Origin of the sequence: Streptomyces sp. ME19-01-6 (genome assembly GCF_033793745.1) — a bacterium.
Taxonomy (GTDB): Bacteria; Actinomycetota; Actinomycetes; order Streptomycetales; family Streptomycetaceae; genus Streptomyces.
The window spans coordinates 414,420-435,449 of sequence record NZ_JARAXF010000007.1 but is presented as its reverse complement, the minus strand read 5'-3'; the positions used below and the strand labels follow the sequence as shown (position 1 = coordinate 435,449).

Sequence of the window (21,030 nt, the reverse complement as noted above, 5' to 3'; positions counted from 1 at the left end):
CTGATGCCCCCGATCAGGCCGGACCGGCATGGACGGGGTTCGTGGCACTGCCAACGTCGAACAGCTCCGCCTGGACGCGGTCCAGCGCGAGACGTACCGCCCCCAGGGCCACGGACTCATCGCCCAGGGCCGACGCCTCGACGGCGTCGACAAACTGGCCGGGATCGGCATGTCGGCCCCACCGATCCCGAGGGGCGGACTACCTCGACCTCGCGCTGGGAAGTCTGGCCGCGCCGGCGGCCTTCGCCGCGATCACCCGGCTGTCAGGTCACCGGCAACCTACGGTGCCTGGGGCGCCGGCTCGAGGCGCACGTCCTCCGGCTGGGCCAGGTACGTGACGAGCTGTGGCGGCCGGTAGCCGGGGTCCTCGTCGTAGCGCTCCTTCGCGGTCATGGCCAGGTACTCACGTCCGCTGGGGTGTCCGGCCTTGTCCGCGGCCTTGCCGATGGGCCGGTGCAGGGGCCTGGCCAATCGGTAAAGCCCTTCCCGGGAGACGTGCGGAGGGGCCATCGGATCGGGTGCGACCCTGAAGTCGACGCTCTCGCCCGGCGTTATCCGGCTGGGACCGTCCGTGCTGATGGCTCCGGGCTGAAACTCCAGGCCGTATTCCCGGGCCCGGCCGACCATCCACAGCAAAGCGATGTCCGACAGGGATGTCTCGGTGTAGCCGCCGCCGATGTCGCAGTGCACACCGCTGAACCAGACCTGCTTCAACTCCTGCCCGTCGGCGCCGGGCTGCTGATGCCAAAGTGTCGGCTCGAACGCCGATCGCTGCTCGTCAAGGGCCAGCGCATGGAAAGCGCCGTCGACCCTGGTGCTGAGCTTGGTGTCGTGGAATTCCCAGGTGCGGTTCAGCCACCTCACGGCGGGCTTGAGCCAGCGGGGTCCGAGAACCGGGACGCCGAGGGCACCGACGGTGTCCCACACGCCGATGAAACGGATCCGCGGGTCGTGCGAGTACGCCCGGCGGAACAGGCTGGACGCGACACCGGTCGGACTGTCGGCTGAGCTGCGGTACAGGGCCCACGCCTCGTCAACCCGTTGGGAGTTCTCCCGACGCAGGATGCCGCAGTTGCGCACCATGCCGGCGGTACTGCGGGCGGTGAACGCACCCCTGCTGAACCCGAAGAAGTAGAGGAAGTCGCCAGGTTCGTAGTTGTCGACGAGGAAGCGGTAGGCATCCAGCACATTGCGGGACAGCCCGACCCCGAACGCGCCGCCACGGAGGCGGTCCCACCGGCTGGTGCCCACCCCACGGTGGTAATAGACGCACTGTCGGTTCCCGGCCGAGTCCTCGGAAGCCACGGCCAGGGCGAGTTTGGTGACGTTGGTCGGGCAGGGATGGCGGTCCTCTGCCTGATCGGCCGTGTTCCACGTGCCGTCGCAGCACACAATCAGACGTTTGGGCATGACAGGCATCCTCTCGCACCTGCCGTCCTGTCGCACGGGCGCTGGCCGTGTGTCACTTGAGATAGGGGTCGTCGCTGCCGATCTCGCCGGGGCCGTTCAGTACGTGGACTCGAAGGTTGCCCTTGCCGGGAGCCGCGACGGACAGCGAGCCGTTGGAGACGGTCTTCGTGTCTCCCGTGACGGCGTCGGTGTAGGTGCCGTTCGGAATGCCGGTGAAGGTGCCTCCGCCGGTCACGGTGACGAGCGCGAAGCTGTCCGTGCTGCCGCTGGTCTAGCGGCGTTTGAACGCCATCTGGCCGGTGATGCCGTCGGTGGAGTACTGGCCCACCTGCAGCGCCGGTACGGCCCTGCGAATCCGGTTGAGCCGTTGGAGGTGCTTGACCAGGGGCTGGCCGAGGGTCGTGGCACCTCGCCGGTCGCCGAGTCGGCCTTTCCGAAGTCCGAGGCGGTGACCGGGCCGACCAGGTGGTCACCGTGGTAGGCGCGTCCGGTGGAGGCCAGGGGGCAGGTGGGGCCGCAGTCGATCTGCTTGCCTCTCTGGAACTCGATTTCCGAGCCGTAGTACAGCGTCGGTATGCCGCGGAAGGTCCACATCAGTGCCATGTTCTCGGCCCAGGCGTCGGTGCCGCCGCTGTAGCGGGTGCTCGACTTGTTCGGGCCGTAGTCGGGGTCCTTGCGAGGGTCGGTGCCCAGCGGGGTGCCGGCTACGGCCGCGCCACCATCATGCTCGCCCCGGAAAGGACCTAGCCGCCGAAGGTCACGGAGAGCCTGCCGTCCGCGGCGAAGGACCACTTCAGTGCGCCGCTGTACGACGTGCACCGAGACCCGTTCGTGCCGGACCAGAACTGGTTCGAGGCGTCGGCGTCGCCGATGGTGCGGTCTTTCGTCCCGCTGCCGCTGCGGCACGACACGTTGTCCCGGAACACCGAAGTGCCGCCATCGAAGGAGAAGTTGCGCTGGGCGTTGTCGATGCCGACGTTGCCCGACACCGACATACGACCGGGGTTGCTGTTGTACGTGAACCCGTGCTTGCCGTTGTGGTAGGCGATGCTGCGCCGGATGACATGGTCGACGGCGACGTCCGAGCCGCCGAGCTTGAAGCCGTTGCGGTCACCGTTCGAGGCCTGGGAGCCGTCCGAGAGGGTGCCGTTGTCGAAGGCGAGGGAGTCCTCGATGGTCACCGGGCCGATGGGGCCGGTGTCCGTCTTGGTGTAGAGGTCCCAGCCGTCGTCGATGTTGTTGTGGGAAACGGCGTAGCGGAACACGTTTCCGGAGCCGACCGTGAGCTTCGCGGCGAAGCCGTCTGCGTCCTCGCCGTCGGAGTCGGCGTTGTCGTGCGACTCCGCGCTCAGGACGAGGTTGTTCGACGGCCACTGGTCACGGGGGGTGCTGGAGGCGATGCGCGAGATCTGGAGCCCGGTGTCGTGGTTGAAGCGCGTCACCGTGCGCTCGATGATGTTGTTGCTGCCTCCGACGAAGATCCCATTGTCACCGGCGCGCTCCACGGTGATGTCGTAGATGTGCCAGAACGATCCGTTGACGGCGAGGCCGCGGTTCGCCGGGTCCTCGCTCATGGCCGAGAAGTTCAACACCGGTGTCTCGCCGGGGTAGGCGGACAGCTCCTTGCGGGCGCTCGAGGTGCCGTCGTTGCCCGGCGGGATGGTGACCGTCTGCGAGAGGTTGTACTTCCCGCCGCGCAGGTAGATCATCCCACCGGCGCTGATGCGGGTGATCGCTGAGGTGAGCGTCGTCGGAGAGGACTCCGTCCCGGGGGCGCTGTCACTGCCGTTCGGTGACACGTACAAGGCGTTGCTGTTGAGGGATGCGGCCTGCGAGACGGTTGGAGGGAACGCGAGCAGACCTGCCGACGCCAACGCTGCCACCGCCGTGGCGGCGAGGAGGCCGCGTGTGCGGCGGCCGCTGGCGGCCGCGGGGCCCTTCTGTCGCGGGGCAGGGGAAATCGGAGTGTGCTTCATGGCGCTGGGACCTCCTGTTGTGGGGGGCTGCCGTGGGGGCGGCGCGCAGCTCATGAGAGCGGTTGCTGACTGCTTCCTGTTCTGAAAGTGCAGGACGGAGCGCATCTTTACAGGTGACGGCCATCACACAAATTGCAAAGTAGCAAGCGCTTGCCGAAGCGTCAACGCCGTCGCCGCGTCTGCGGGTCACGCCACAACAAGGCAAGCGATGCCTGTCGCGCGCCGTACACTTAACTTGAATCATTCGTCTTACTGTACGGATCGCGTTTATGGGGGTAGGTTTGGCGCCATGACCGCATCCCAGACTCCGGCCACCGCCGAGGAGCTGCGAGGTGCCGGCCTGCGGGTGACGGCCGCGCGTGTCGCGCTGCTCGAGACCGTCCGGGACGGTGACCACCTCGGTGTCGAGGCGATCGCCTCCGGGGTGCGCGATCGCGTGGGCCACATCTCCCTTCAAGCCGTGTATGAAGCCCTCCACGCGCTCACCGCGGCGGGGCTCATACGCCGGATCGAACCGGCCGGCAGCCCGGCCCGGTTTGAGGGACGTGTCGGGGACAACCACCACCACGTCGTGTGCCGGTCGTGTGGTGTCGTCGCCGACGTCGACTGCGCGGTCGGCGAGATCCCCTGCCTGACCGCGTCCGACGACCACGGCTTCTCGATCGAGGAGGCCGAGGTCATTTACTGGGGCCTGTGCCCCGGCTGTTCCACCGCCCGCAGTTCTTGAGCACCATGATCCGCCCAGTCCGGAAGGATTCCCATGTCAGAGAACCATGACGCAATCGTCACAGACGCAAAACTGGAGGGCGGAGGCGGCTGCCCGGTCGCACACGGGCGCGCCCTGCACCCGACCCAGGGTGGCGGCAACCGCCAGTGGTGGCCGGAGAAGCTCAACCTGAAGATTCTTGCCAAGAACCCCGCCGTGGCGAACCCGCTCGGTGAGGACTTCAACTACGCCGAGGCGTTCAAGAGCCTCGACCTCCCGGCCGTGAAACGGGACATCGCGGAGGTGCTGACGGACTCGAAGGAGTGGTGGCCGGCCGACTTCGGCCACTACGGCCCGTTCATGATCCGTATGGCCTGGCACAGCGCGGGCACCTACCGCATCAGCGACGGTCGTGGTGGCGCCGGGGCCGGCCAGCAGCGGTTCGCGCCGCTCAACAGCTGGCCGGACAACGGCAACCTCGACAAGGCCCGCCGTCTGCTGTGGCCGGTCAAGAAGAAGTACGGCCAGAGCCTGTCCTGGGCCGACCTCATGATCCTCGCCGGCAACGTCGCCTTGGAGTCCATGGGCTTTACGACCTTCGGCTTCGCCGGTGGCCGCGAGGACGTGTGGGAGTCCGAGGAGGACGTGTACTGGGGTCCCGAGAAGGTCTGGCTCGACGACCAGCGCTACACCGGCGACCGTGAGCTGGAGAGCCCGCTCGGCGCGGTCCAGATGGGCCTTATCTACGTCAACCCGGAGGGCCCGAACGGCAACCCGGACCCGATCGCCGCGGCCCGCGATATCCGTGAGACGTTCCGCCGGATGGCGATGAACGACGAGGAGACGGTCGCCCTGATCGCGGGCGGTCACACCTTCGGCAAGACCCACGGCGCCGGCCCCGCGGACCACGTCGGCCCGGACCCCGAGGCCGCCCCCATCGAGGCGCAGGGCCTCGGCTGGGCGAGCACCTACGGCACCGGCAAGGGCGGCGACGCGATCACCAGTGGCCTCGAGGTCACCTGGACCGCCACCCCGACCCAGTGGGGCAACGGCTTCTTCAAGAACCTCTTCGAGTACGAGTACGAGCTCACGCAGAGCCCGGCCGGAGCCAATCAGTGGGTGGCGAAGAACGCCGAGGCGATCATCCCCGACGCCCACGACGCGTCGAAGAAGAAGCTCCCGACGATGCTCACCACCGACCTGTCGCTGCGCTTCGACCCGATCTACGAGCAGATCTCGCGTCGCTTCTACGAGAACCCCGAGGAGTTCGCGGACGCCTTCGCCCGCGCCTGGTACAAGCTGACCCACCGCGACCTGGGCCCGAAGTCGCTGTACCTCGGCCCGGAGGTCCCGGCGGAGACCCTGCTGTGGCAGGACCCGCTGCCACAGGCCCAGGGCGAGCCGATCGACGCCGCCGACATCGCCTCCCTGAAGGCCAAGCTGCTGGACTCGGGTCTGACCGTCTCCCAGCTGGTCTCCACCGCGTGGGCGTCGGCCTCGACCTTCCGTAACAGTGACAAGCGCGGCGGTGCCAACGGCGCCCGTATCCGTCTGCAGCCGCAGAGCGGCTGGGAGGCCAACGACCCGGACCAGCTGGCCCAGGTGCTGCGTGTCTTCGAGGGCATCCAGCAGGAGTTCAACTCCGGCGCCAAGAAGGTCTCCCTGGCTGACCTGATCATCCTCGGCGGTGCCGCCGCCGTGGAGAAGGCCGCCAAGGACGGCGGGTACGACATCGAGGTGCCCTTCACTCCGGGTCGTGTGGACGCCACGGAGGAGCACACCGACGCGGAGTCCTTCGCCGCGCTGGAGCCCACCGCTGACGGCTTCCGCAACTACGTGGGCAAGGGCAACCGCCTGCCGGCCGAGTACCTGCTGCTCGACAAGGCGAACCTGCTGAGCCTGAGCGCGCCCGAGACGACCGTCCTCGTCGGCGGCCTGCGCGCCCTGGGCGCGAACTACCAGCAGTCGCAGCTCGGCGTCTTCACCGACACCCCGGGCCGGCTGACGAACGACTTCTTCGTCAACCTGCTCGACCTGGGCACGACGTGGCAGGCGGTCTCGGAGGACCAGAACACCTTCGAGGGCCGCGACGACGCCACGGGCGAGGTCAAGTGGACCGGCACCCGTGCCGACCTCGTCTTCGGCTCGAACTCCGAGCTGCGCGCGCTCGCGGAGGTCTACGCGAGCGATGACGCGAAGGAGAAGTTCGTGAACGACTTCGTCGCGGCGTGGGCCAAGGTGATGGACCTCGACCGATTCGATCTCGTCTGATTCATTGCCTGCCGCATGACGTCCAGGCCGGCCCGTACGGGCCGGCCTGGACGTCCTCGGATCGGCATCAGCTCTCGGCGAGGACCTGCGTGAGCGCGTGGGAGACCTGCCGGATCATCCCCGGATTGGTCTCCCAGTAGTAGTTCAGGCCGGTGATCGCCTGGTACAGCGTCCAGCCCCGTCCGCGCAGGTAGGCGGCGGTGTCGACGCCGAGTTCGGACAGGAAAACCGCGCGGCTGCGGCCGGCGAAGATGTTCCAGGCCGGCTGCAGATCGCAGGCCGGGTCGCCGGCGTTGAGCCCGCCCCAGTCAATGACCGCGGACAGCCGGCCGTCCCGCACCAGCAGGTTGCCCGGGAGCAGATCACCGTGCACCCACACATCGCGGTCCCACGGTGGTGCCGCGAGCGACTCCTCCCAGGAACGGGTGACGGCCGCGCCGTCCACCCGGTCGCCGAGCCCTTTGATCGCGCGTCGTACGTGTTCGTCGTTCTCCGCCAACTCCCCGCCCCGCGCGCCCCGGGCCCGTGGCGGCGCGCCGGTGGTCTCGATGCGGCGCATCGCGGCGACGAAGCCGGCAAGGTCGGTGGCGGCTTGTTCCGGATCGTCGATGGTGCCATTGGCGTTGTCGCCGGGCAGCCACTCGTAGACGGCCCACGCGAAGGGATAACCCTCGGCCGGCTCTCCCATCCCCACCTGCACGGGTAGGGCCAGCGGCAGGTGGGGAGCCAACCGGGGCAGCCAGGCCGCCTCGCGCTCGGCCTGCCCGGAAGCCCACCCGATCCGTGGCATCCGGACACAGAGGCGCTCGCCGAGCCGGTAAATGTCGTGGTCCGTACCGTAGGAGGGCACCAACTCGACCGGCTCGTGCTCCCATTGCGGAAACTGCCGCCCCAGAAGTCGACGTACGAGCCCGGCGCTCGTCTCGACCTCGTCGGCGTGCATCTTGATTCGACTCACCGCGCAACGCTCGCAGAGTGTCGTGACCACAGCAAGGTGTGGCGGTCAGGCTCCGCGAGGCCGAGTGCTCTCAGGCCTTCGGCTGGGTGAAGCGGATGTTGTTGCCGAAGGGGTCGCGGAGGCCGCAGTCGATTCCGTACGGGCGATCGGTGGGTTCCTCGGTGAATTCGACGCCCCGGCCCAGCAGCGTCTCATATGTCTTGCGGCAGTCGTCCGTGCTGAAGATGAGCGAGCCGGCCGTCGCGCCCTTGGTCACCAGTTCGCGGACCTGCTGCGCCGTCTCCTCGGACATCGCCGGAGGGCCCGGCTTCTCCAGCAGGATCTGGCGCTCCGGGTGCCCGGGGACGCTCACGGTCAGCCAGCGCATGAAGCCCAGGTCGACGTCGGCGCTGACCTCCAGGCCGAGCTTGCCGACGTAGAAGTCGAGGGCCTCGTCCTGGTCGAGGACGTAGATCGTTGAGTGTGTGATGGCGGTGAACATGTGCATCACGCTACTGGGCGAGCCGGACGAAAACTTATCCAAAACTGCTCAGGTGACGGATGGCGACGGCCACCCGATTCGACCTGCGCCAGGTCGCCGGAAGGGGCGGAGGAGATCGGAACTGTGGTGTGATGGCGCCGTGAGCCGTGCCACAGAGGAGATCAACCGCCGCATGCTGCGGGCGCGGGATGCCATGGACCGCGCCTATGCGCAGCCGCTGGACGTCCCGGCGCTGGCCCGGATCGCCCATGTGTCACAGGCGCACTTCGCGCGCACCTTCCGGGCCACGTTCGGCGAGACCCCGCACCGCTACCTGCAGCGCCGCCGCGTCGAGCGCGCGATGTTCCTGCTGCGGGAGAGCGACCGCAGTGTGACGGAGATCTGCTTCGACGTCGGCTTCGGCAGCCCGGGAACCTTCAGCCGTACGTTCCGCGACATCGTCGGCCGGTCGCCGAGGGCATACCGCAAGGAAGCGGCGGCCATCGACGTGCCGACCTGCTTCACGATGACGTGGATGCGGCCGAGCGCCTGACGCGGCCCGGGGAGACGGCGCGGCAGGTCCGGGCGTCGTCGGCGAGCGCGGTGGGCCGGCCGGGCCTGCTCATCGCGTCGTGAGGTTCGGGCGGGGAGCGCGGCCCGCCAGCTCCAGCAGTTCGTCGACCGACCACTGGTCGTAGACGTGCTCGCCGTACTTGGCGGCGACGACGCGGCCGTCGCTCGCGATCAGGAAGTCGGCGGGCAGGCCGAGCCGGCCGCCGGGCTGGCTGCGCGCGGGGGTGCGCTCCCGCCCGCGGAGTACCGCCCATGTGCTGCGCAGGATCGCCCGGACGATCGGCCCCCAGGCGCGGGGGCTCAACAGGGCTCGGGGGGCCGACTCCACGCCGAACTCGGCGTACAGCTGCTTGGCGGGATCGGCGACGACGGCGAATGGCAGGTCGGCCGTGTGCTCCCGTAGCTCTTCGGCGGGGGAGTGGAAGATCACGACCTCGTGGATGCCGGCCGCCTCGATCTCCTCGTGCCGCCGCACCACGGACCGCAGATGCAGATTGCAGACCGGACAGCCGGCGAAGCGCCGGAACTGCAGGTGGACCAGCCGGTCAGCGGCGGGGACGGCGATCGGTGGGCCGGAGACGGGGGTGAGATCGCGGGGGCTGACGACCGAGTCGGGTCCCAACGGCCTGCGGCGCGTGAACATCTGACATCCCTTCGTAGGCGTACGGTGCACGCTTACGAGCGTAGGCGTATGTCGTACGCTGTCAAGCGCTATGCCACGTCCCCGTTCACTCACACACGAGCAACTGGTCTCCGCCGCCCTCGCCGTCATCGACCGCGACGGGCTCGCCGGGCTGTCGATGCGTGGGGTCGCCAAGGAACTCGGCATGAGCACAATGGGGCTCTACCGGTATGTGGACGACCGCGAGGAGCTCGAACGGCTCGTCGTGGAGTCCGTACTCGGCGCCGTCGACACCGGACCGCCACCTTCGGACGCGCCATGGGGTGAACGCGTCGAAGCCATGGCGCGGCGCCTGCGCGACGCCGTGGGCGCGCATCCCGCGGTCGTGCCGCTGACGGTCGCTCACCGGCACCGATCCCCGGGTGTGCTCCGCTGGTCGGAGACGGTGCTCGCCATCCTCATCGAGGCGGGCTTCCACGGCGAACAACGGGTCATCGCGCTGCGCAGCCTGGTCGCCTATGTGAACGGGGCGCTCCAGTTGGAACACCTCGGGCCCTTGTCCGGCGAGGGTACGGTCGCCATCTCGGCGCTGTCGCCGAGCGAGTTCCCGCACATGGCCGACACCGCGCGGCAGGCCCGGAGCCTCAGCGCCGACCAGGAGTTCCTCGGCGGACTCCGCGTGCTGATACGGGGCCTGGGCCCGGCCGGTGGTCCCTGCTGTCCGCCCGATACACCGGCATGAGCATCGAAATCGCGCTCGCCGGAGATGGCGCGCGCAGGAAGCCCTGGCGTTCGAGCGGCGGCCGTCCGGGCAGACGACGTTCTCCCAGATCGTCGTCGACCGTCGTGCCGCCGCTGGGGACGGTGACCTTGACACGTGCGCCGTCCGCTCCGGCCCCGCGCACCGTGACGCGCAGGGTGTTGTCCTCGAGGCGCGGGACCATGTCCAGGCGGGTGATGTGTGCGATGGCGGTGGGTTCCAGCCAGACGGTCTGCCAGATCCCCGACGAGGCGGTGTAGACGATGCTCTTGCCGGCGTGCGGGGTGACGTCCTGGATCCGCTGCTTGCCGAGGGCCTGACCGCCGGTCTCCGTCGGGTCGTACGCGGAGACGACGAGGGTGTTGCTGCCGCCGTTCAGCAGGGGCGTGATGTCGTACGAGAAGGCGTCGTATCCGCCGTGGTGGACGGCACCGGCCCGCTTGCCGTTCGCCCAGACGGTGGTTCCCCAGTAGGACGCGCCGAAGTTGAGCTGGACGCGGCGGCCGCTCCAGCCGGACGGCACGGTGAAGGTGCGCTTGTACCAGAGCTTGTCGTTCTGGGTGATCTTGCGCTGGACGCCGGAGAGCGCGGACTCCGGCGCGAACGGCACCCGGATCCGCTCGCCGAACGTCGCCGGCTGTCCGGCGTCAGAAGGTGTCGTGTGGTAGACATGCGACAACCATAGGAAGCATCGACGTGGCAATCGTGGGCCGCAATCAGCAACGACTGGTAAAATCTCACCATGACCCAGTGTGTGGAACTGGCCCTCGACCTACCGCCGCACGCGGTGAACGCGGGCGTGGGGGTGCACGGCTCGACCGGCCCCCACGAGGTGTTCCGGCTTCCTCACCTGTGGCAGCTCCATCTGTACGGCTACTCGGGCACACTGACGCTGGGCGGGTCGACGCATCCGATCCGCCCCGGATACGTGAGCCTCGTACCGCCGGAGGCGGAGGTGCGCTTCCACTACGGCGCGCGGCGCTGCGAGCACTTGTACGCGCACTTCCGGCTGCCCGGCGGCGGGGAGCGGCGGACGGTGCCGGTGATGCAGGACGCCGGCGCGGACGCGGCGGCGCTGAGCGGGCTGCTGCGGCAGACGGTCGCGGCCACCGCCCAGTCCCCGGCACGGGCGTCGGCGGAGCTGTGGACGGTGCTGTGGCGCACGACCGGCCTGGCCGACACCGCCGAGAACCGCTCAAGATCCCGACACCCCGCGCTGCGGACCGCCCTGGCCCATATCGAGGAGCGCCTGGCCGGCCCCCTGAGCGTCCCGGAGATCGCCCGTGCCGCCGGTGTCTCGCACACCCATCTGACCCGGCTGTTCCGCGAGGGCACCGGGGACACGGTCGTCGGCTACATCAGGCGGCGCCGCCTGGAACGGGCCCGGCACCTGCTGGAGGCCTCGACCCTGGCGATCCCGGCGGTCGCGGCGACCGTCGGGATCCCGGACCTCCAGGCGTTCAACAAGGCGTGCCGCAAGGAGCTGGGGGCGTCGCCGCGCGCGGTGCGGGAGGCCGCGAGCGGGTGAGGCTCCGGGCCTCACCTGTCACCGGGAGCCCCCGTTTCCAGCAGCCGTCCCCCGTCCAGCCGCAGCCACCGGTCCACCTTGATCTCGGTGAGGAAGCGCTCGTCGTGGCTGACGACCACGAACGCGCCCCGGTAGGCGCCGAGCGCGCTCTCCAGCTGGCCGACGCTGACGAGATCGAGATTGTTGGTCGGCTCGTCCAGCAGGAGCAGCTGCGGGGCCGGTTCGGCGCACAGGACGCAGGCCAGGGTGGCGCGCAGCCGTTCGCCGCCGGACAGCACCCCGGCGGGGAGGTGGGCCCGGGCGCCCCGGAAGAGGAAGCGCGCGAGCAGGTTCATCCGCTCGGCCTCGGCCGTGCCGGGCGCGAACGCGGCGAAGTTCTCGGCCACCGTGCGGTCGAGGTCCAGCAGGTCCAGCCGCTGCGAGAGGTGGGCCACCCGCCCGTCGGCTCGCCTGACCTCTCCGGTGACCGCCGGGAGGTCGCCGCTGATCAGGCGCAGCAGCGTGGACTTGCCCGCCCCGTTGGACCCGGTGAGCGCGATGCGTTCGGGGCCACGGATGGCCAGGTCGACACCGCCGTGGGCGAACAGGGGCCGCTCGCCGTAGCCGACCTGCATCCGCTCACCGAGGAAGACGGTGCGCCCGGCGGGGACAACGGTCTCCGGCAGGTCCAGTACGATCCTCTGCTCGTCCCGCAGGGCTCGGCCCGCCTCGTCGAGTCGGGCCTTGGCCTCGCCGACCCGGGCGGCGTGTGTCTGGCCGGCCCTGCCCGCGGACTCCTGCGCGCCCCGTTTCATGGTGCCGGCGAAGATCTTCGGCAGGCCCGCGTTCTTCAGGTTGCGGGCGGCGTTGCTCGCGCGGCGCTCGGCCCGCTCGCGGGCCTGCTGCAGCTCCCGCTTCTCCCGCTTCAGCTCCTGCTCGGCGTTGCGGATGTTCTTTTCGGCGGTTTCCTGCTCGGCCTGCACGGCCTGCTCATAGGCGGTGAAGTTGCCGCCGTGGAGGCGCAGTTCGCCGCGGTCGAGCTCGGCGATGCGGTCCATGCGGTCGAGTAGAGCCCGGTCGTGACTGACCAGCAGCAGACAGCCGGTCCAGCCCTCCAGTACGTCGTAGAGCTTGTGGCGCGCTTCGAGGTCGAGGTTGTTGGTCGGTTCGTCGAGCAGCAGGACGTCGGGCCGCTTCAGCAGCTGGGCCGCCAGACCGAGGGTGACGATCTGGCCGCCGCTGAGGGTGTGCAGGCTGCGGTCGAGGGGGATGTCGGCCAGGCCGAGCCGGTCCAGCTGGGCCCGGGTCCGCTCCTCGACGTCCCAGTCGTCGCCGATGGTGGCGAAGTGTTCCTCGCTCACGTCTCCGGACTCGACGGCGTCCAGCGCCCTGATCACCGTGGCGATGTCCAGGACCTCGGCCACCGTCAGGTCACCGGTCAAGGGCAGGTTCTGCGGGAGGTAGCCGAGCGTCCCGCTGACGGATGTGCTTCCGCCGCGGGGGCGCAGTTCGCCGGCGACCAGCTTGAGCAGCGTGCTCTTACCGGCTCCGTTGGGCGCGACCAGGCCCGTACGGCCGCTGCCCAGGGTGAAGGACAGGTCTTCGAACACGGTGGTGTCGTCGGACCAGGAGAAGGACAGGTTCGAGCAGACGATGAAGGTGTCGGACATGCGAGAGACCTTGGGTGTCACGCGGGCGCGCCGAGGCTGCTGTCCCGCTGGAGGCATGGGTCAAGGGAACGACGGAATGGCCACGACGGCGGCGCTCCCTGGCGCCCGCCGGTGGCCGATCACATCCGGGTATCACCCGGAGATGTCGTCGTCACCCGCCATGTCTGGTCTCCCTGCTGCACGATGAATGGCCCGGCTACCCTAGCAGCCCCTTTCCGCCTCGGCTACGCCCGCGCAATCGCCAGGACCGCGTTCTGGCCCCCGAAGCCGAAGGAGTTGGAGAGTGCGAGGTCGATGCGGGTGGTGGCCGGGGTCGTGGGGATTTTGATGTCGAGGCGGGGGTCGGGCGTGTACAGATTGGCGGTGGGCGGCACACATTGGTGTTCGACGGCGAGCACGCTGAATGCCGCTTCCACCGCACCGGCCGCGCCCAGCAGATGGCCGGTGACGCCCTTGGTGGAGGTCACCAGCGGGTCCGCGGTGAGCGCGCGGTGCAGCATGCGGCCTTCGGCCAGGTCGTTCAGCGGGGTGGAGGTGCCGTGCGCGTTGACGTGCTGGACGTCCTCCGGGCGGGCGCCGGCGTCCGAGAGTGCCGCGTGCAGCGCCGCCTCGATGCCGATGCCGTCCGGGTGCGGCGAGGTGACGTGGTGGGCGTCGGCGGTCGCGCCGTAGCCGGCGATTCTGGCCCGGACGCGTGCGCCACGGGCCGTGGCGTCGGCGACGCGTTCGAGGACGAGCACACCCGCGCCCTCTCCCGCGACGAAGCCGTCGCGGTCGGCGTCGAAGGGCCGGGAAGCGGTGGCCGGGTCGTCCTGGCGTTTGGACAGGGCGCCCATCTTGGCGAATCCGGCCATGACCAGAGGGGTGATCATCGCCTCGCTGCCGCCCGTGATGACGATGTCACAGCGGTCGAGAGCGAGCAGGTCGCGGGCGGTGCCGATGGCGCTCGCGCCGGAGGCGCAGGCGGTGGCCACGACCAGGTTGGGGCCGGTGGCCTTGAATTCGATGGCGGTCTGCCCGGCGAGCATGTTGGGCAGTTGCATCGGCAGCAGCAGCGGGGACACCCAGGCGGGGTTCTCCTCGATCAGCACCCGGTGCTGTGCCTCCACGGTGCCGGGGCCGCCGTCGGCGCAACCGAGAACCACACCGACCCGGCCGCCGTCCCAGGTGGTCGGGTCGAGTCCGGCGTCCGCGACCGCCTCCCGGGCGGCGACCAGGGCGAACTGCACGAAGCGGTCCAGCCGGTGGGCCCGGCGGCCACCGAGCAGCCGATCGGGGTCGAAGTCCGGGACACGGCAGGAGATCCGCACCGGGTGGCCCGCGAGCTCCGGGTCATGGGCGGCGGTGGGCCGCCCGTCCAGGGCCGCCTCCCAGCTCGGCCCGACCCCGATTCCCCCCGGGGTGACCAGGCCGAGTCCGGTGACGGCGACATCGTGGCGGCCCATCAGACCTTCGCGCTCCGCTCTTCCATGAGGCGCGCCATGTCGCCGATGGTGGGCACCTCCAGCAGCTCGTCGTCGCTGATGACGATGGAGAACTCCTTGTCCAGTACGAGGGAGAGCTCGACGACGGCCAGCGAGTCGAGCTCGACGTCCTCCCTGGTGGCCTCCGGGACGACCTGTTCCGGCGCCACCTTGAGCTTGTTGACCAGGATTTCCTTGAGGGTGTCGAACATGGCTGCGTTCCTTCCGAAGAGTGCACAGTGCGGGACAGGGGGGACAGGCGGTGTGGGCCGTGCTCAGGGGCGTCAGCCAGGCTTGACGTCCGGCCAGATGACGGTCGCGGCGCCCCAGGCCAGCCCGGCGCCGAAGGCGGTGAGCAGCACCCGGTGGCCGGCCGCGAGGCTGCCGTCGGCGGTGGCGTCGGCGAGCAGCAGCGGGATCGAGGCGGCGACGGTGTTGCCCTTGTGCGCGATGTTGGACAGCCGCCGCTCCTCGGGGATGCCGAGATCGTCCGCGACCGTCGCGAGGATGCGTGCGTTGGCCTGGTGGGCGGCGAGCCGGTCGATGTCCGCGAGGCCCCAGCCGGCGTTTTTCACCGCCTGTCGGGACGCCTCCGTCATCCATCGCACCGCGTGCCGGTAGGTGTCCCGCCCGGCCATCCGCAGGAACTCGTCGCCGGGTTTGACAGGCTCGGCCCGGCTGCGCTGCCGGGATCCGCCGCCCGGCACCTGGAGCAGTCCGCTGAGCGAGCCGTCGCTGCCGAGCACGACACGGCCGACCGCACCGGGCTCGTCCGGCTCACCGGCCCGCAGCACCACAGCCCCCGCCCCGTCGGCGAAGATCACCGCAGTGGCGCGGTCCTGCGGGTCGATGAGGGTGGTGAACGCGTCCGCGGCTATGAGCAGGACGCGACCGGCCGTGCCCGCCGCGATCAGCCCGGTCGCGGTGGCCAGCCCGTACAGGAACCCGGTGCACACGGCCGAGACGTCGAAGGCCGCGACCGCGCCGAGCCCCAGCCTCCAGGCGACCTCGGGCGCGGTCGCGGGACACACCCGGTCGGGCGTGGCGGTGGCCAGCACCACGGCGTCGACCTGTTCCGCATGCTCCGGCCCTGCCGACTCCAGCGCCCGCCGGCCGGCCTCGACCGCGAGATCCGAGGTGGCCTGTCCGGGCAGCACCATGTGCCGGGAGGAGATGCCGGTGCGGGTGCGGATCCACTCGTCGGAGGTGTCCAGGCGGACGGTGAGGTCGTGGTTGGACACCGGGTTCGGGGGGACGTACGCCCCGATACCCGCGATCACGGACGCGGGCGCGTTGCCGGTCACGGCGACACCCTCCAACGAACCGTTCATAGCTGCGCGTTCTCCTTACGCGTCCGGACGTGAGCTACGCGCTGCCGGTGACCGCGGCCTCGGGGGTGCCCACAGGGACGTCGCCGCGTATCTCCGTACGGGCGAACGACCCGGTGACCGCCCACGCGACCGTCTCCTTGATGACCCGCTCGGCGATGGGGTCGAGAATCCCCTCGAGGCTCGGGATGCCGAAGTCGAAGTCGGCGTCGAAGCGGACGACCACGTCGTCGCCGCTCTGTGTGATGTGCCACTGGCCGGCGAAGCTGTCGAAGTCGCCGTCGGTCTGTTCGAAGTGGATCTCGCCGCGCTCGGGGAAGAACCGCTCCTCCTCGGTCCAGCGCAGCAGCCCGCTGCGGAAGTGCAGTTCCCAGCTCGAGCTGCCCGCCTCCGCGGGGAACGCGCCGTGCACGGTGGTGGCCTGCACATGCGGGGCGAGTTGCGGATACTTCTCCCACTTGACGATGTTCTCGAAGACGTATCCGGCCTTCTCGGAGCGCACCACGGCGTCCAGTTCCACGTGCCGCACGTTCAGTTACCGCCTTCCGGCATGGTGGCCGAGCCGCTGATCAGGTCGCGGGTGGCCTTGTCGAAGGATTCGAGGAAGAAGTTCACATCGCTGTCGGTGAGGGTGGCGGGCGGCGTGAAGCGCACCACCGAACTGCCGATCATCGAGTGGTTGGCGACGACTCCGTGGTTGAACAGCTCGATCAGCAGCTCACCGGCCAGCCCCGCCTCGACCAGCTCGACGCCGATGAGCAGGCCCTGGCCGCGCACGTCCACGAGCTGGCCGGGGATGTTGCGGTGGGCGATGTCGGAGACGCGCGACAGCAGCATCGCCCCGAGGTCCATGGACCTGGACACCAGCCGCTCCTCCTTGACCGCCCGGATGGCGCCCTGAACGGCGGCCATCAGCAGCGGCTGTCCGGAGAAGGTGGCGGTGTGGACATAGGGGTCCTTGTCGAACGGGCGGAACGCCTGGCGGGTGGCGACGGCCGCGGAGACGGGCAGCACGCCGCCACCGAGGGCCTTGCCGGTGAGCAGGACATCGGGGACCACGCCCTCGGTGTCGGCACCCCACCACTCGCCGAGCCGGCCGAAACCGGTCTGCACCTCGTCGAGGACCAGGAAGCCGTCGTACGCGCGGACGAGTTCCTCGACGCGCTTGAGGTAGCCCTTGGGCGGAATGATCACGCCGCCCTCGCCCTGGACGGGTTCGAGGATGACGCACACCTCGCCGGGGTGGGCCCGCAGTTCCGCCTCCAGCGCCTCCGCGTCGCCGAACGGCAGGTGCTGGACGTCCGGGAGCAGCGGGCGGAACGGCGCCTGGTAGACCTCCTTGGCGGTGGTCGACAGCGCGCCGAGCGTCTTGCCGTGGTAGCCGCCGCGCATGGAGACGGTGCGCCTGTGGCCGCCCGCGCGGGCCAGCTTGAGGCCGGTCTCGACGGCCTCGGCGCCGGAGAGCGCGAAGTGCACCCGGTCCAGGCCCTCGGGCATGACGGAGACCAGCGCCTCGGCCGCACGGGCGACGGTGGGCTCCAGCAGGATGCGGGTGGCGGTGGGGTGGGTGCGCAGCTGGCGCTCCACCTCCTCCATGACGATGGGGTGCCGGGCGCCCATGATGAAGACGCCGTAGCCGCCGGCGTTCAGGAACCGCTCGCCGTCGCTGGTGGTCAGCCAGGCCCCGGAGGACTCCACCTCCATATGGCTGCCGAACAGCTCGGCGAGAGTCGCCCGCCCCTTGCTGAGGTGGGCGCGGTACAGGCTGAGGATCTCCTCCTCGGTGTCGACCCGGGGTCCCTGGATCACGGTCACGGGTAACGTCCTCCGGAATGCGCAGTGGTGAGTCAGAGCAGTGCGAGCGATGGGGCGGCGATTTGCTTTGGCTTGTGTCGGCGGTCGGCGGGCCGTCAGGATCCGAAGACCGCCTCACGCGGGCTGGCGTCACGGGCGATGGACACGCCCTGAAGGTGCGAGGTCTTGAGCATCGGGTAGTTGGCCTCGCCGAAGACGCCGCCGGTCAGGCCGGTGCCGCCATGGCTGGGCAGATAGGGCAGGAACCCGATGTGCGAGTCGTTGATCTTCAGGAGGCCGCCGTTGACGACGCGCTGCACAAACGCGTCGATGACGTCGTCGGACTCGGCCCACAGCGAGTTGCGCAGCCCGTACTCGTTGCTGTTGACGAACTCGATGAAGCCGGCCAGGAGTTCGTCGTCGCCGGACGGCTCGGGGACGACGATCGGCAGCAGCGGGAAGAACGTCTCCTGACGTACGACGTCGAAGCGGCGCGCGCCGGGCAGCCCGTTCACCCGCACCACGGTGGGCTGGAGGAAGACTCCGGTGTCCGAAGGGGTGCCGTCCAGCTCGGTGCGCCTGCCACCGGTGACCAGCTCCGCGCCGGCCTCCAGCGCCTGCTGGAGCAGCCCGAAGAAACGCTCGCTGCGGCGGACCGGGGACAGCAGCACGCCCTCGTCCTCGGGATAGCCCGGGCGTACGGTCTTGACCTGCTCCTTGACCTGGGCGATCAGCTCGTCGGCGAGGGCGGGGTGCACCAGGACGCGGTTGGGCACCATGCAGATCTGCCCGGACCCGTAGAACGACTCACAGATCGCCTCTGCGGCGCGCTTGAGGTTCGCGTCCTTCCACACGACGATGGTGTCGTTGCCGGCCAGCTCCAGGATCGGCTTCTTGCCGTGTGCGACGCACCGCTCCTGGAAGCGCAGGCCCTCCTCGCTGCCGCCGATGTAGAAGATGTCGTTGATGAGCGGGCTGTCGATCCACCGGTCGAGCGTCTGCTTCGGGTTGGAGCAGACGGCGTTGAGCACTCCGGGCGGCGCCCCCACCTCGTCGAGCAGCGGCGCGACGACGTCGCGCAGCACCCACATGGTGGACAGGGCGATGGAGCGGGGCGCCCGTACGACGACGGAGTTGCCCGCCATCAGGGCCAGCACCGCGAGGGCGGCGCTGGGCGCGGGGGCGTTCTGCGGCGGGTTGAAGGCGACCACGCCGTCGGGCTGGCGGCGCACGATCAGCCGCCGCCCGGCGTGCTCGAACTCGGTGTGCATGCGCTGCCGGTACCAGTCCAGGCTTTCCTCGCTGTAGACCTGGAACAGGCAGCTGAGTTCCCAGCGGGCCAGGCTCACCGGGTGTCCCTCGGCGACCAGCATGTCCAGGAACTCGTCCCGGCGGCGATCGAGTGCCTCGCGGAACAGCGTGCCCAGCCGCATCCGGCGCTCCAGCGGAATCGCCGCCCAGCCCGGTGCGGCCGACGCCGCGGCCTCCGTGGCCAGATCGATCGCGGCATCGGACGCGATGGCGCAGCGTCCCACCACGTAGGGATGGTCCGCGGCCGTGGATTCCGGATTCCGCTCCAGATCCCTTTTCAGGCTGACGCTCGTGAAGACGTCTTCGAGCAGCGACTGTGCGCTGACGGTGTAAACCCAGCCGTCGCCCTCGACGTCCTTGCCCGCGATATAGAGTTTGTAACTGGGCAATGGGTTTTCACGCATCATCCGGCCCCTCCGAGTCGACCCCGCCGGCATGCTCAACCCTGGACCCCGGGCGGCGGAATGAACATGGGAATCAAGCTGACGTCGGATTCGGGCAGTTGGATCGCTTCACCGACGCGTTGCATACCGAGCCGCTCCCACAGCAGGGCGTTCCGCTCGGACGAAGCCTCGCAGTAGCCCCCGAGATCAAGGGTGACGGCGAGTCGCACCAGCTCGTCCGTGAGGGCGGTCCGGGCATCCGTCCCCCGCGCTTCCGGACGGACGGCGGCGAGCGCGACGTGTCCATGCCGCGGAAGGTCGGTCGGATAATTCGTGTCGAGCGCTTCGATGAGTTGGAGGCAGCGCTTTTCCGCGGGGCCGGTGGACGCGGCGATGTCGGCGAGGAACGCTTCCTCGTCCTCCGCCGTTATGGGGACCGTCCTCCCCGAGGGCGAGGGCTCCCATACGATGACGCCACTGTGGTCCGCCGTGACGATGGCGGTCCCCTCGTGGTTCAGCATGAATTTCACCCAGGCGCGCAGGAAACCGCGCAGATAGCGCTCCCGCTCCGGAGTCCCGTGCGGTATCAGCCAGTTGACGACCGGGTCGTCCTCGATGAAGGCCGCGGTAAGAGTGTCAACAATCGCCTCCACATCGGAGGACATCTTCACTTCGATCACTTTCATCACTTTCCGTCTGGAGTTCGCGAAACAGCAGGAGACCTGACCGCGCACTGTTGCCAGACGCCGGTCAGCCAGTCGGCGGCGATCCCGATGGGGGCGTCCTGCGCGTTCCCGCTCTTCGGCAGATCGTCATCGGGTGACTCCTTCGCCCGATGAGGGGCGAGGCCGTACGACGGTGTGACCGCCGGCTCCGGGAAAGCCGCGGGGGCAAAGCGCCGCGAGAATTCGTACGGCGGAGTGGGCAAGGTGGAGATCTCGGGGGTGTACGGCAAGAAGAGGGGGGAGTTGCCCGACGGCTCCACGAGGCGCCCGGTCGCTTCACCCGCGGACAGCTGGGCATAGAGCAACGGCCGCTCGCCGACGCACTCCGCGCACAGGTCGAAGAGCCGCTCATCGGCGATGACCCGGCGCGGCAGACACGACGCGTGAAGGGCGGTCAGGCGTTCCCGGTAGGCCTCGGTCCGGGTCGGCAGGGCGGGTGGGAAGACCGGGACCGGGGTCACCCCGGCCCGGACCATTCCCATGAAGGCGGTGATGAACTCACGCTGGTCCGAGAGCATGAGAATGGCGCGGTCCCCCGGCGTGAAGCCGGCGGCAGCGATCCTTCTTCCGATGTTCTCGGCAGCCTCTTTGAGATCAGCAAAGCTGAGAAATTCGGCCGACTCTCCTGAGACAAACGTGAACCCTCGGGTATTAGACAACATTCTACTAATGACACGAGACAAGCTCACGTAACGGAAACCTCCACCTGTGTGTTCTCCCCGGCAAGGGAACGGTTACCCGATAAGTCACTGGGCATTTCCAGTGGCGTGCGGATGAACGTATCAACGTGGCCAATCGCGAACATACAGCGGCCGGTGTAGCCGTAACTGCACTCTCTGCGGATGCCTACCATCCACCCCCGACCGTATTCGGTTCCCCTGTACTCCAGGACGGTGAGCCGGGCTACCGCGCGGAGTGGAAAGCGATACGGTGACCGGTAGGCGGCACCGCGGTGGGCGGCGGCCGGGTCGGTGTCGATGCGGCCCTGCGCCGCTGCCTGGCCTGTCGTCGCCGCACTCGTCGCCGGTCGCAGGCCGCCGGTGCGCTCGCGCCCGGCCGCTTCCCGCGGATACGGCAAGAATCCCATCCGCGTCCTTCATCACCTGTTCACCC

20 protein-coding genes and 2 pseudogenes are annotated in these 21,030 nt (G+C 69.4%); 5 read left to right on the top strand and 17 right to left on the bottom strand.

The window, feature by feature from the left end; all coding sequences use genetic code 11:
• Positions 1 to 279: 279 nt before the first annotated feature.
• The 3 genes and pseudogenes from PV419_RS20295 to PV419_RS20285 all read right to left on the bottom strand — a co-directional run bounded on the left by PV419_RS20295 (position 280) and on the right by PV419_RS20285 (position 3,386).
• Positions 280 to 1,410, bottom strand: a complete 1,131-nt coding sequence (locus PV419_RS20295; protein WP_319690871.1) for a DUF2235 domain-containing protein — start codon at positions 1,408 to 1,410, stop codon at positions 280 to 282.
• 52 nt (positions 1,411 to 1,462) lie between these two features.
• Positions 1,463 to 2,076 (bottom strand): annotated as a pseudogene (locus PV419_RS20290) (alpha-amylase); the annotation flags it as partial.
• A gap of 77 nt (positions 2,077 to 2,153) precedes the next feature.
• Positions 2,154 to 3,386, bottom strand: a complete 1,233-nt coding sequence (locus PV419_RS20285; protein WP_319690869.1) for a right-handed parallel beta-helix repeat-containing protein — start codon at positions 3,384 to 3,386, stop codon at positions 2,154 to 2,156.
• A 289-nt stretch (positions 3,387 to 3,675) separates the two neighbouring features.
• On the opposite strand from PV419_RS20285, the gene PV419_RS20280 reads away from it, so the two are divergent.
• On the top strand, positions 3,676 to 4,113 hold the full coding sequence (locus PV419_RS20280) for a Fur family transcriptional regulator (protein ID WP_319690867.1): 438 nt from the start codon (positions 3,676 to 3,678) through the stop codon (positions 4,111 to 4,113).
• Positions 4,114 to 4,146: 33 nt separating this feature from the next.
• Entirely contained in the window at positions 4,147 to 6,363 is a 2,217-nt protein-coding gene (katG, locus tag PV419_RS20275) for a catalase/peroxidase HPI (protein WP_319690865.1), read from the top strand.
• A gap of 67 nt (positions 6,364 to 6,430) precedes the next feature.
• Here the strand turns inward: katG and PV419_RS20270 are convergent, their stop codons facing one another.
• Both PV419_RS20270 and PV419_RS20265 read right to left on the bottom strand, forming a co-directional pair.
• The gene (locus tag PV419_RS20270; protein ID WP_319690863.1) at positions 6,431 to 7,321 is read right to left on the bottom strand and encodes an aminoglycoside phosphotransferase family protein; all 891 of its coding nucleotides are present in this window, start codon (positions 7,319 to 7,321) and stop codon (positions 6,431 to 6,433) included.
• A 70-nt stretch (positions 7,322 to 7,391) separates the two neighbouring features.
• The gene (locus PV419_RS20265) at positions 7,392 to 7,802 is read right to left on the bottom strand and encodes a VOC family protein (RefSeq protein ID WP_319690862.1); all 411 of its coding nucleotides are present in this window, start codon (positions 7,800 to 7,802) and stop codon (positions 7,392 to 7,394) included.
• A gap of 139 nt (positions 7,803 to 7,941) precedes the next feature.
• On the opposite strand from PV419_RS20265, the gene PV419_RS20260 reads away from it, so the two are divergent.
• A complete protein-coding gene (locus tag PV419_RS20260) occupies positions 7,942 to 8,334 on the top strand; it encodes an AraC family transcriptional regulator (protein ID WP_319690860.1) in 393 nt (130 codons plus the stop codon).
• A 69-nt stretch (positions 8,335 to 8,403) separates the two neighbouring features.
• Here the strand turns inward: PV419_RS20260 and PV419_RS20255 are convergent, their stop codons facing one another.
• A complete protein-coding gene (locus PV419_RS20255) occupies positions 8,404 to 8,997 on the bottom strand; it encodes a peroxiredoxin-like family protein (RefSeq protein WP_319690859.1) in 594 nt (197 codons plus the stop codon).
• Between the two features lie 70 nt (positions 8,998 to 9,067).
• Between PV419_RS20255 and PV419_RS20250 the strand changes: the two genes are divergently transcribed.
• Positions 9,068 to 9,718: a TetR/AcrR family transcriptional regulator gene (locus PV419_RS20250; protein ID WP_319690858.1), complete on the top strand. Its 651-nt coding sequence runs from the start codon at positions 9,068 to 9,070 to the stop codon at positions 9,716 to 9,718.
• 82 nt (positions 9,719 to 9,800) lie between these two features.
• Here the strand turns inward: PV419_RS20250 and PV419_RS20245 are convergent.
• Positions 9,801 to 10,394: pseudogene (locus PV419_RS20245) on the bottom strand (sugar-binding domain-containing protein); the annotation flags it as partial.
• Between the two features lie 84 nt (positions 10,395 to 10,478).
• On the opposite strand from PV419_RS20245, the gene PV419_RS20240 reads away from it, so the two are divergent.
• On the top strand, positions 10,479 to 11,264 hold the full coding sequence (locus tag PV419_RS20240) for an AraC family transcriptional regulator (protein ID WP_319690856.1): 786 nt from the start codon (positions 10,479 to 10,481) through the stop codon (positions 11,262 to 11,264).
• 11 nt (positions 11,265 to 11,275) lie between these two features.
• Here PV419_RS20240 and abc-f read toward each other — a convergent pair whose 3' ends face one another.
• The 10 genes from abc-f to PV419_RS20190 form a co-directional block, all read right to left on the bottom strand.
• Positions 11,276 to 12,913 (bottom strand): ribosomal protection-like ABC-F family protein, encoded by a 1,638-nt coding sequence (gene abc-f / locus PV419_RS20235; RefSeq protein ID WP_319690854.1) that lies wholly within the window; start codon positions 12,911 to 12,913, stop codon positions 11,276 to 11,278.
• A gap of 224 nt (positions 12,914 to 13,137) precedes the next feature.
• On the bottom strand, positions 13,138 to 14,358 hold the full coding sequence (locus tag PV419_RS20230) for a beta-ketoacyl-[acyl-carrier-protein] synthase family protein (RefSeq protein ID WP_319690852.1): 1,221 nt from the start codon (positions 14,356 to 14,358) through the stop codon (positions 13,138 to 13,140).
• The gene (locus tag PV419_RS20225; RefSeq protein WP_319690850.1) at positions 14,358 to 14,588 is read right to left on the bottom strand and encodes an acyl carrier protein; all 231 of its coding nucleotides are present in this window, start codon (positions 14,586 to 14,588) and stop codon (positions 14,358 to 14,360) included. The genes PV419_RS20230 and PV419_RS20225 overlap by 1 nt, the downstream gene beginning before the upstream one ends.
• Before the next feature lie 72 nt (positions 14,589 to 14,660).
• On the bottom strand, positions 14,661 to 15,707 hold the full coding sequence (locus PV419_RS20220) for a beta-ketoacyl-ACP synthase III (protein ID WP_319690848.1): 1,047 nt from the start codon (positions 15,705 to 15,707) through the stop codon (positions 14,661 to 14,663).
• Positions 15,708 to 15,741: 34 nt separating this feature from the next.
• Positions 15,742 to 16,233, bottom strand: coding sequence for a type II toxin-antitoxin system RatA family toxin (locus tag PV419_RS20215; RefSeq protein WP_319690846.1), 492 nt, complete (start codon positions 16,231 to 16,233; stop codon positions 15,742 to 15,744).
• Positions 16,234 to 16,235: 2 nt separating this feature from the next.
• The gene (locus PV419_RS20210) at positions 16,236 to 17,519 is read right to left on the bottom strand and encodes an aspartate aminotransferase family protein (RefSeq protein ID WP_319690844.1); all 1,284 of its coding nucleotides are present in this window, start codon (positions 17,517 to 17,519) and stop codon (positions 16,236 to 16,238) included.
• Between the two features lie 95 nt (positions 17,520 to 17,614).
• Entirely contained in the window at positions 17,615 to 19,216 is a 1,602-nt protein-coding gene (locus PV419_RS20205; protein WP_319690842.1) for an aldehyde dehydrogenase, read from the bottom strand.
• A 32-nt stretch (positions 19,217 to 19,248) separates the two neighbouring features.
• The gene (locus PV419_RS20200; protein WP_319690840.1) at positions 19,249 to 19,872 is read right to left on the bottom strand and encodes a hypothetical protein; all 624 of its coding nucleotides are present in this window, start codon (positions 19,870 to 19,872) and stop codon (positions 19,249 to 19,251) included.
• A 5-nt stretch (positions 19,873 to 19,877) separates the two neighbouring features.
• Positions 19,878 to 20,579, bottom strand: coding sequence for an AMP-binding protein (locus PV419_RS20195; RefSeq protein WP_319690838.1), 702 nt, complete (start codon positions 20,577 to 20,579; stop codon positions 19,878 to 19,880).
• 23 nt (positions 20,580 to 20,602) lie between these two features.
• The gene (locus tag PV419_RS20190) at positions 20,603 to 21,004 is read right to left on the bottom strand and encodes a hypothetical protein (protein ID WP_319690836.1); all 402 of its coding nucleotides are present in this window, start codon (positions 21,002 to 21,004) and stop codon (positions 20,603 to 20,605) included.
• Between the last annotated feature and the right edge of the window lie 26 nt (positions 21,005 to 21,030).

Coding starts and splice junctions, on each gene's coding strand:
- PV419_RS20240 (WP_319690856.1), top strand. CDS start 10,479: ATGACCCAGTGTGTGGAACTGGCCCTCGACCTACCGCCGCACGCGGTG.
- PV419_RS20280 (WP_319690867.1), top strand. CDS start 3,676: ATGACCGCATCCCAGACTCCGGCCACCGCCGAGGAGCTGCGAGGTGCC.
- PV419_RS20250 (WP_319690858.1), top strand. CDS start 9,068: ATGCCACGTCCCCGTTCACTCACACACGAGCAACTGGTCTCCGCCGCC.
- PV419_RS20255 (WP_319690859.1), bottom strand. CDS start 8,997: ATGTTCACGCGCCGCAGGCCGTTGGGACCCGACTCGGTCGTCAGCCCC.
- PV419_RS20295 (WP_319690871.1), bottom strand. CDS start 1,410: ATGCCCAAACGTCTGATTGTGTGCTGCGACGGCACGTGGAACACGGCC.
- PV419_RS20195 (WP_319690838.1), bottom strand. CDS start 20,579: ATGTTGTCTAATACCCGAGGGTTCACGTTTGTCTCAGGAGAGTCGGCC.
- PV419_RS20220 (WP_319690848.1), bottom strand. CDS start 15,707: ATGAACGGTTCGTTGGAGGGTGTCGCCGTGACCGGCAACGCGCCCGCG.
- PV419_RS20285 (WP_319690869.1), bottom strand. CDS start 3,386: ATGAAGCACACTCCGATTTCCCCTGCCCCGCGACAGAAGGGCCCCGCG.
- katG (WP_319690865.1), top strand. CDS start 4,147: ATGTCAGAGAACCATGACGCAATCGTCACAGACGCAAAACTGGAGGGC.
- abc-f (WP_319690854.1), bottom strand. CDS start 12,913: ATGTCCGACACCTTCATCGTCTGCTCGAACCTGTCCTTCTCCTGGTCC.
- PV419_RS20205 (WP_319690842.1), bottom strand. CDS start 19,216: ATGATGCGTGAAAACCCATTGCCCAGTTACAAACTCTATATCGCGGGC.
- PV419_RS20225 (WP_319690850.1), bottom strand. CDS start 14,588: ATGTTCGACACCCTCAAGGAAATCCTGGTCAACAAGCTCAAGGTGGCG.
- PV419_RS20190 (WP_319690836.1), bottom strand. CDS start 21,004: ATGGGATTCTTGCCGTATCCGCGGGAAGCGGCCGGGCGCGAGCGCACC.
- PV419_RS20230 (WP_319690852.1), bottom strand. CDS start 14,358: ATGGGCCGCCACGATGTCGCCGTCACCGGACTCGGCCTGGTCACCCCG.
- PV419_RS20265 (WP_319690862.1), bottom strand. CDS start 7,802: ATGTTCACCGCCATCACACACTCAACGATCTACGTCCTCGACCAGGAC.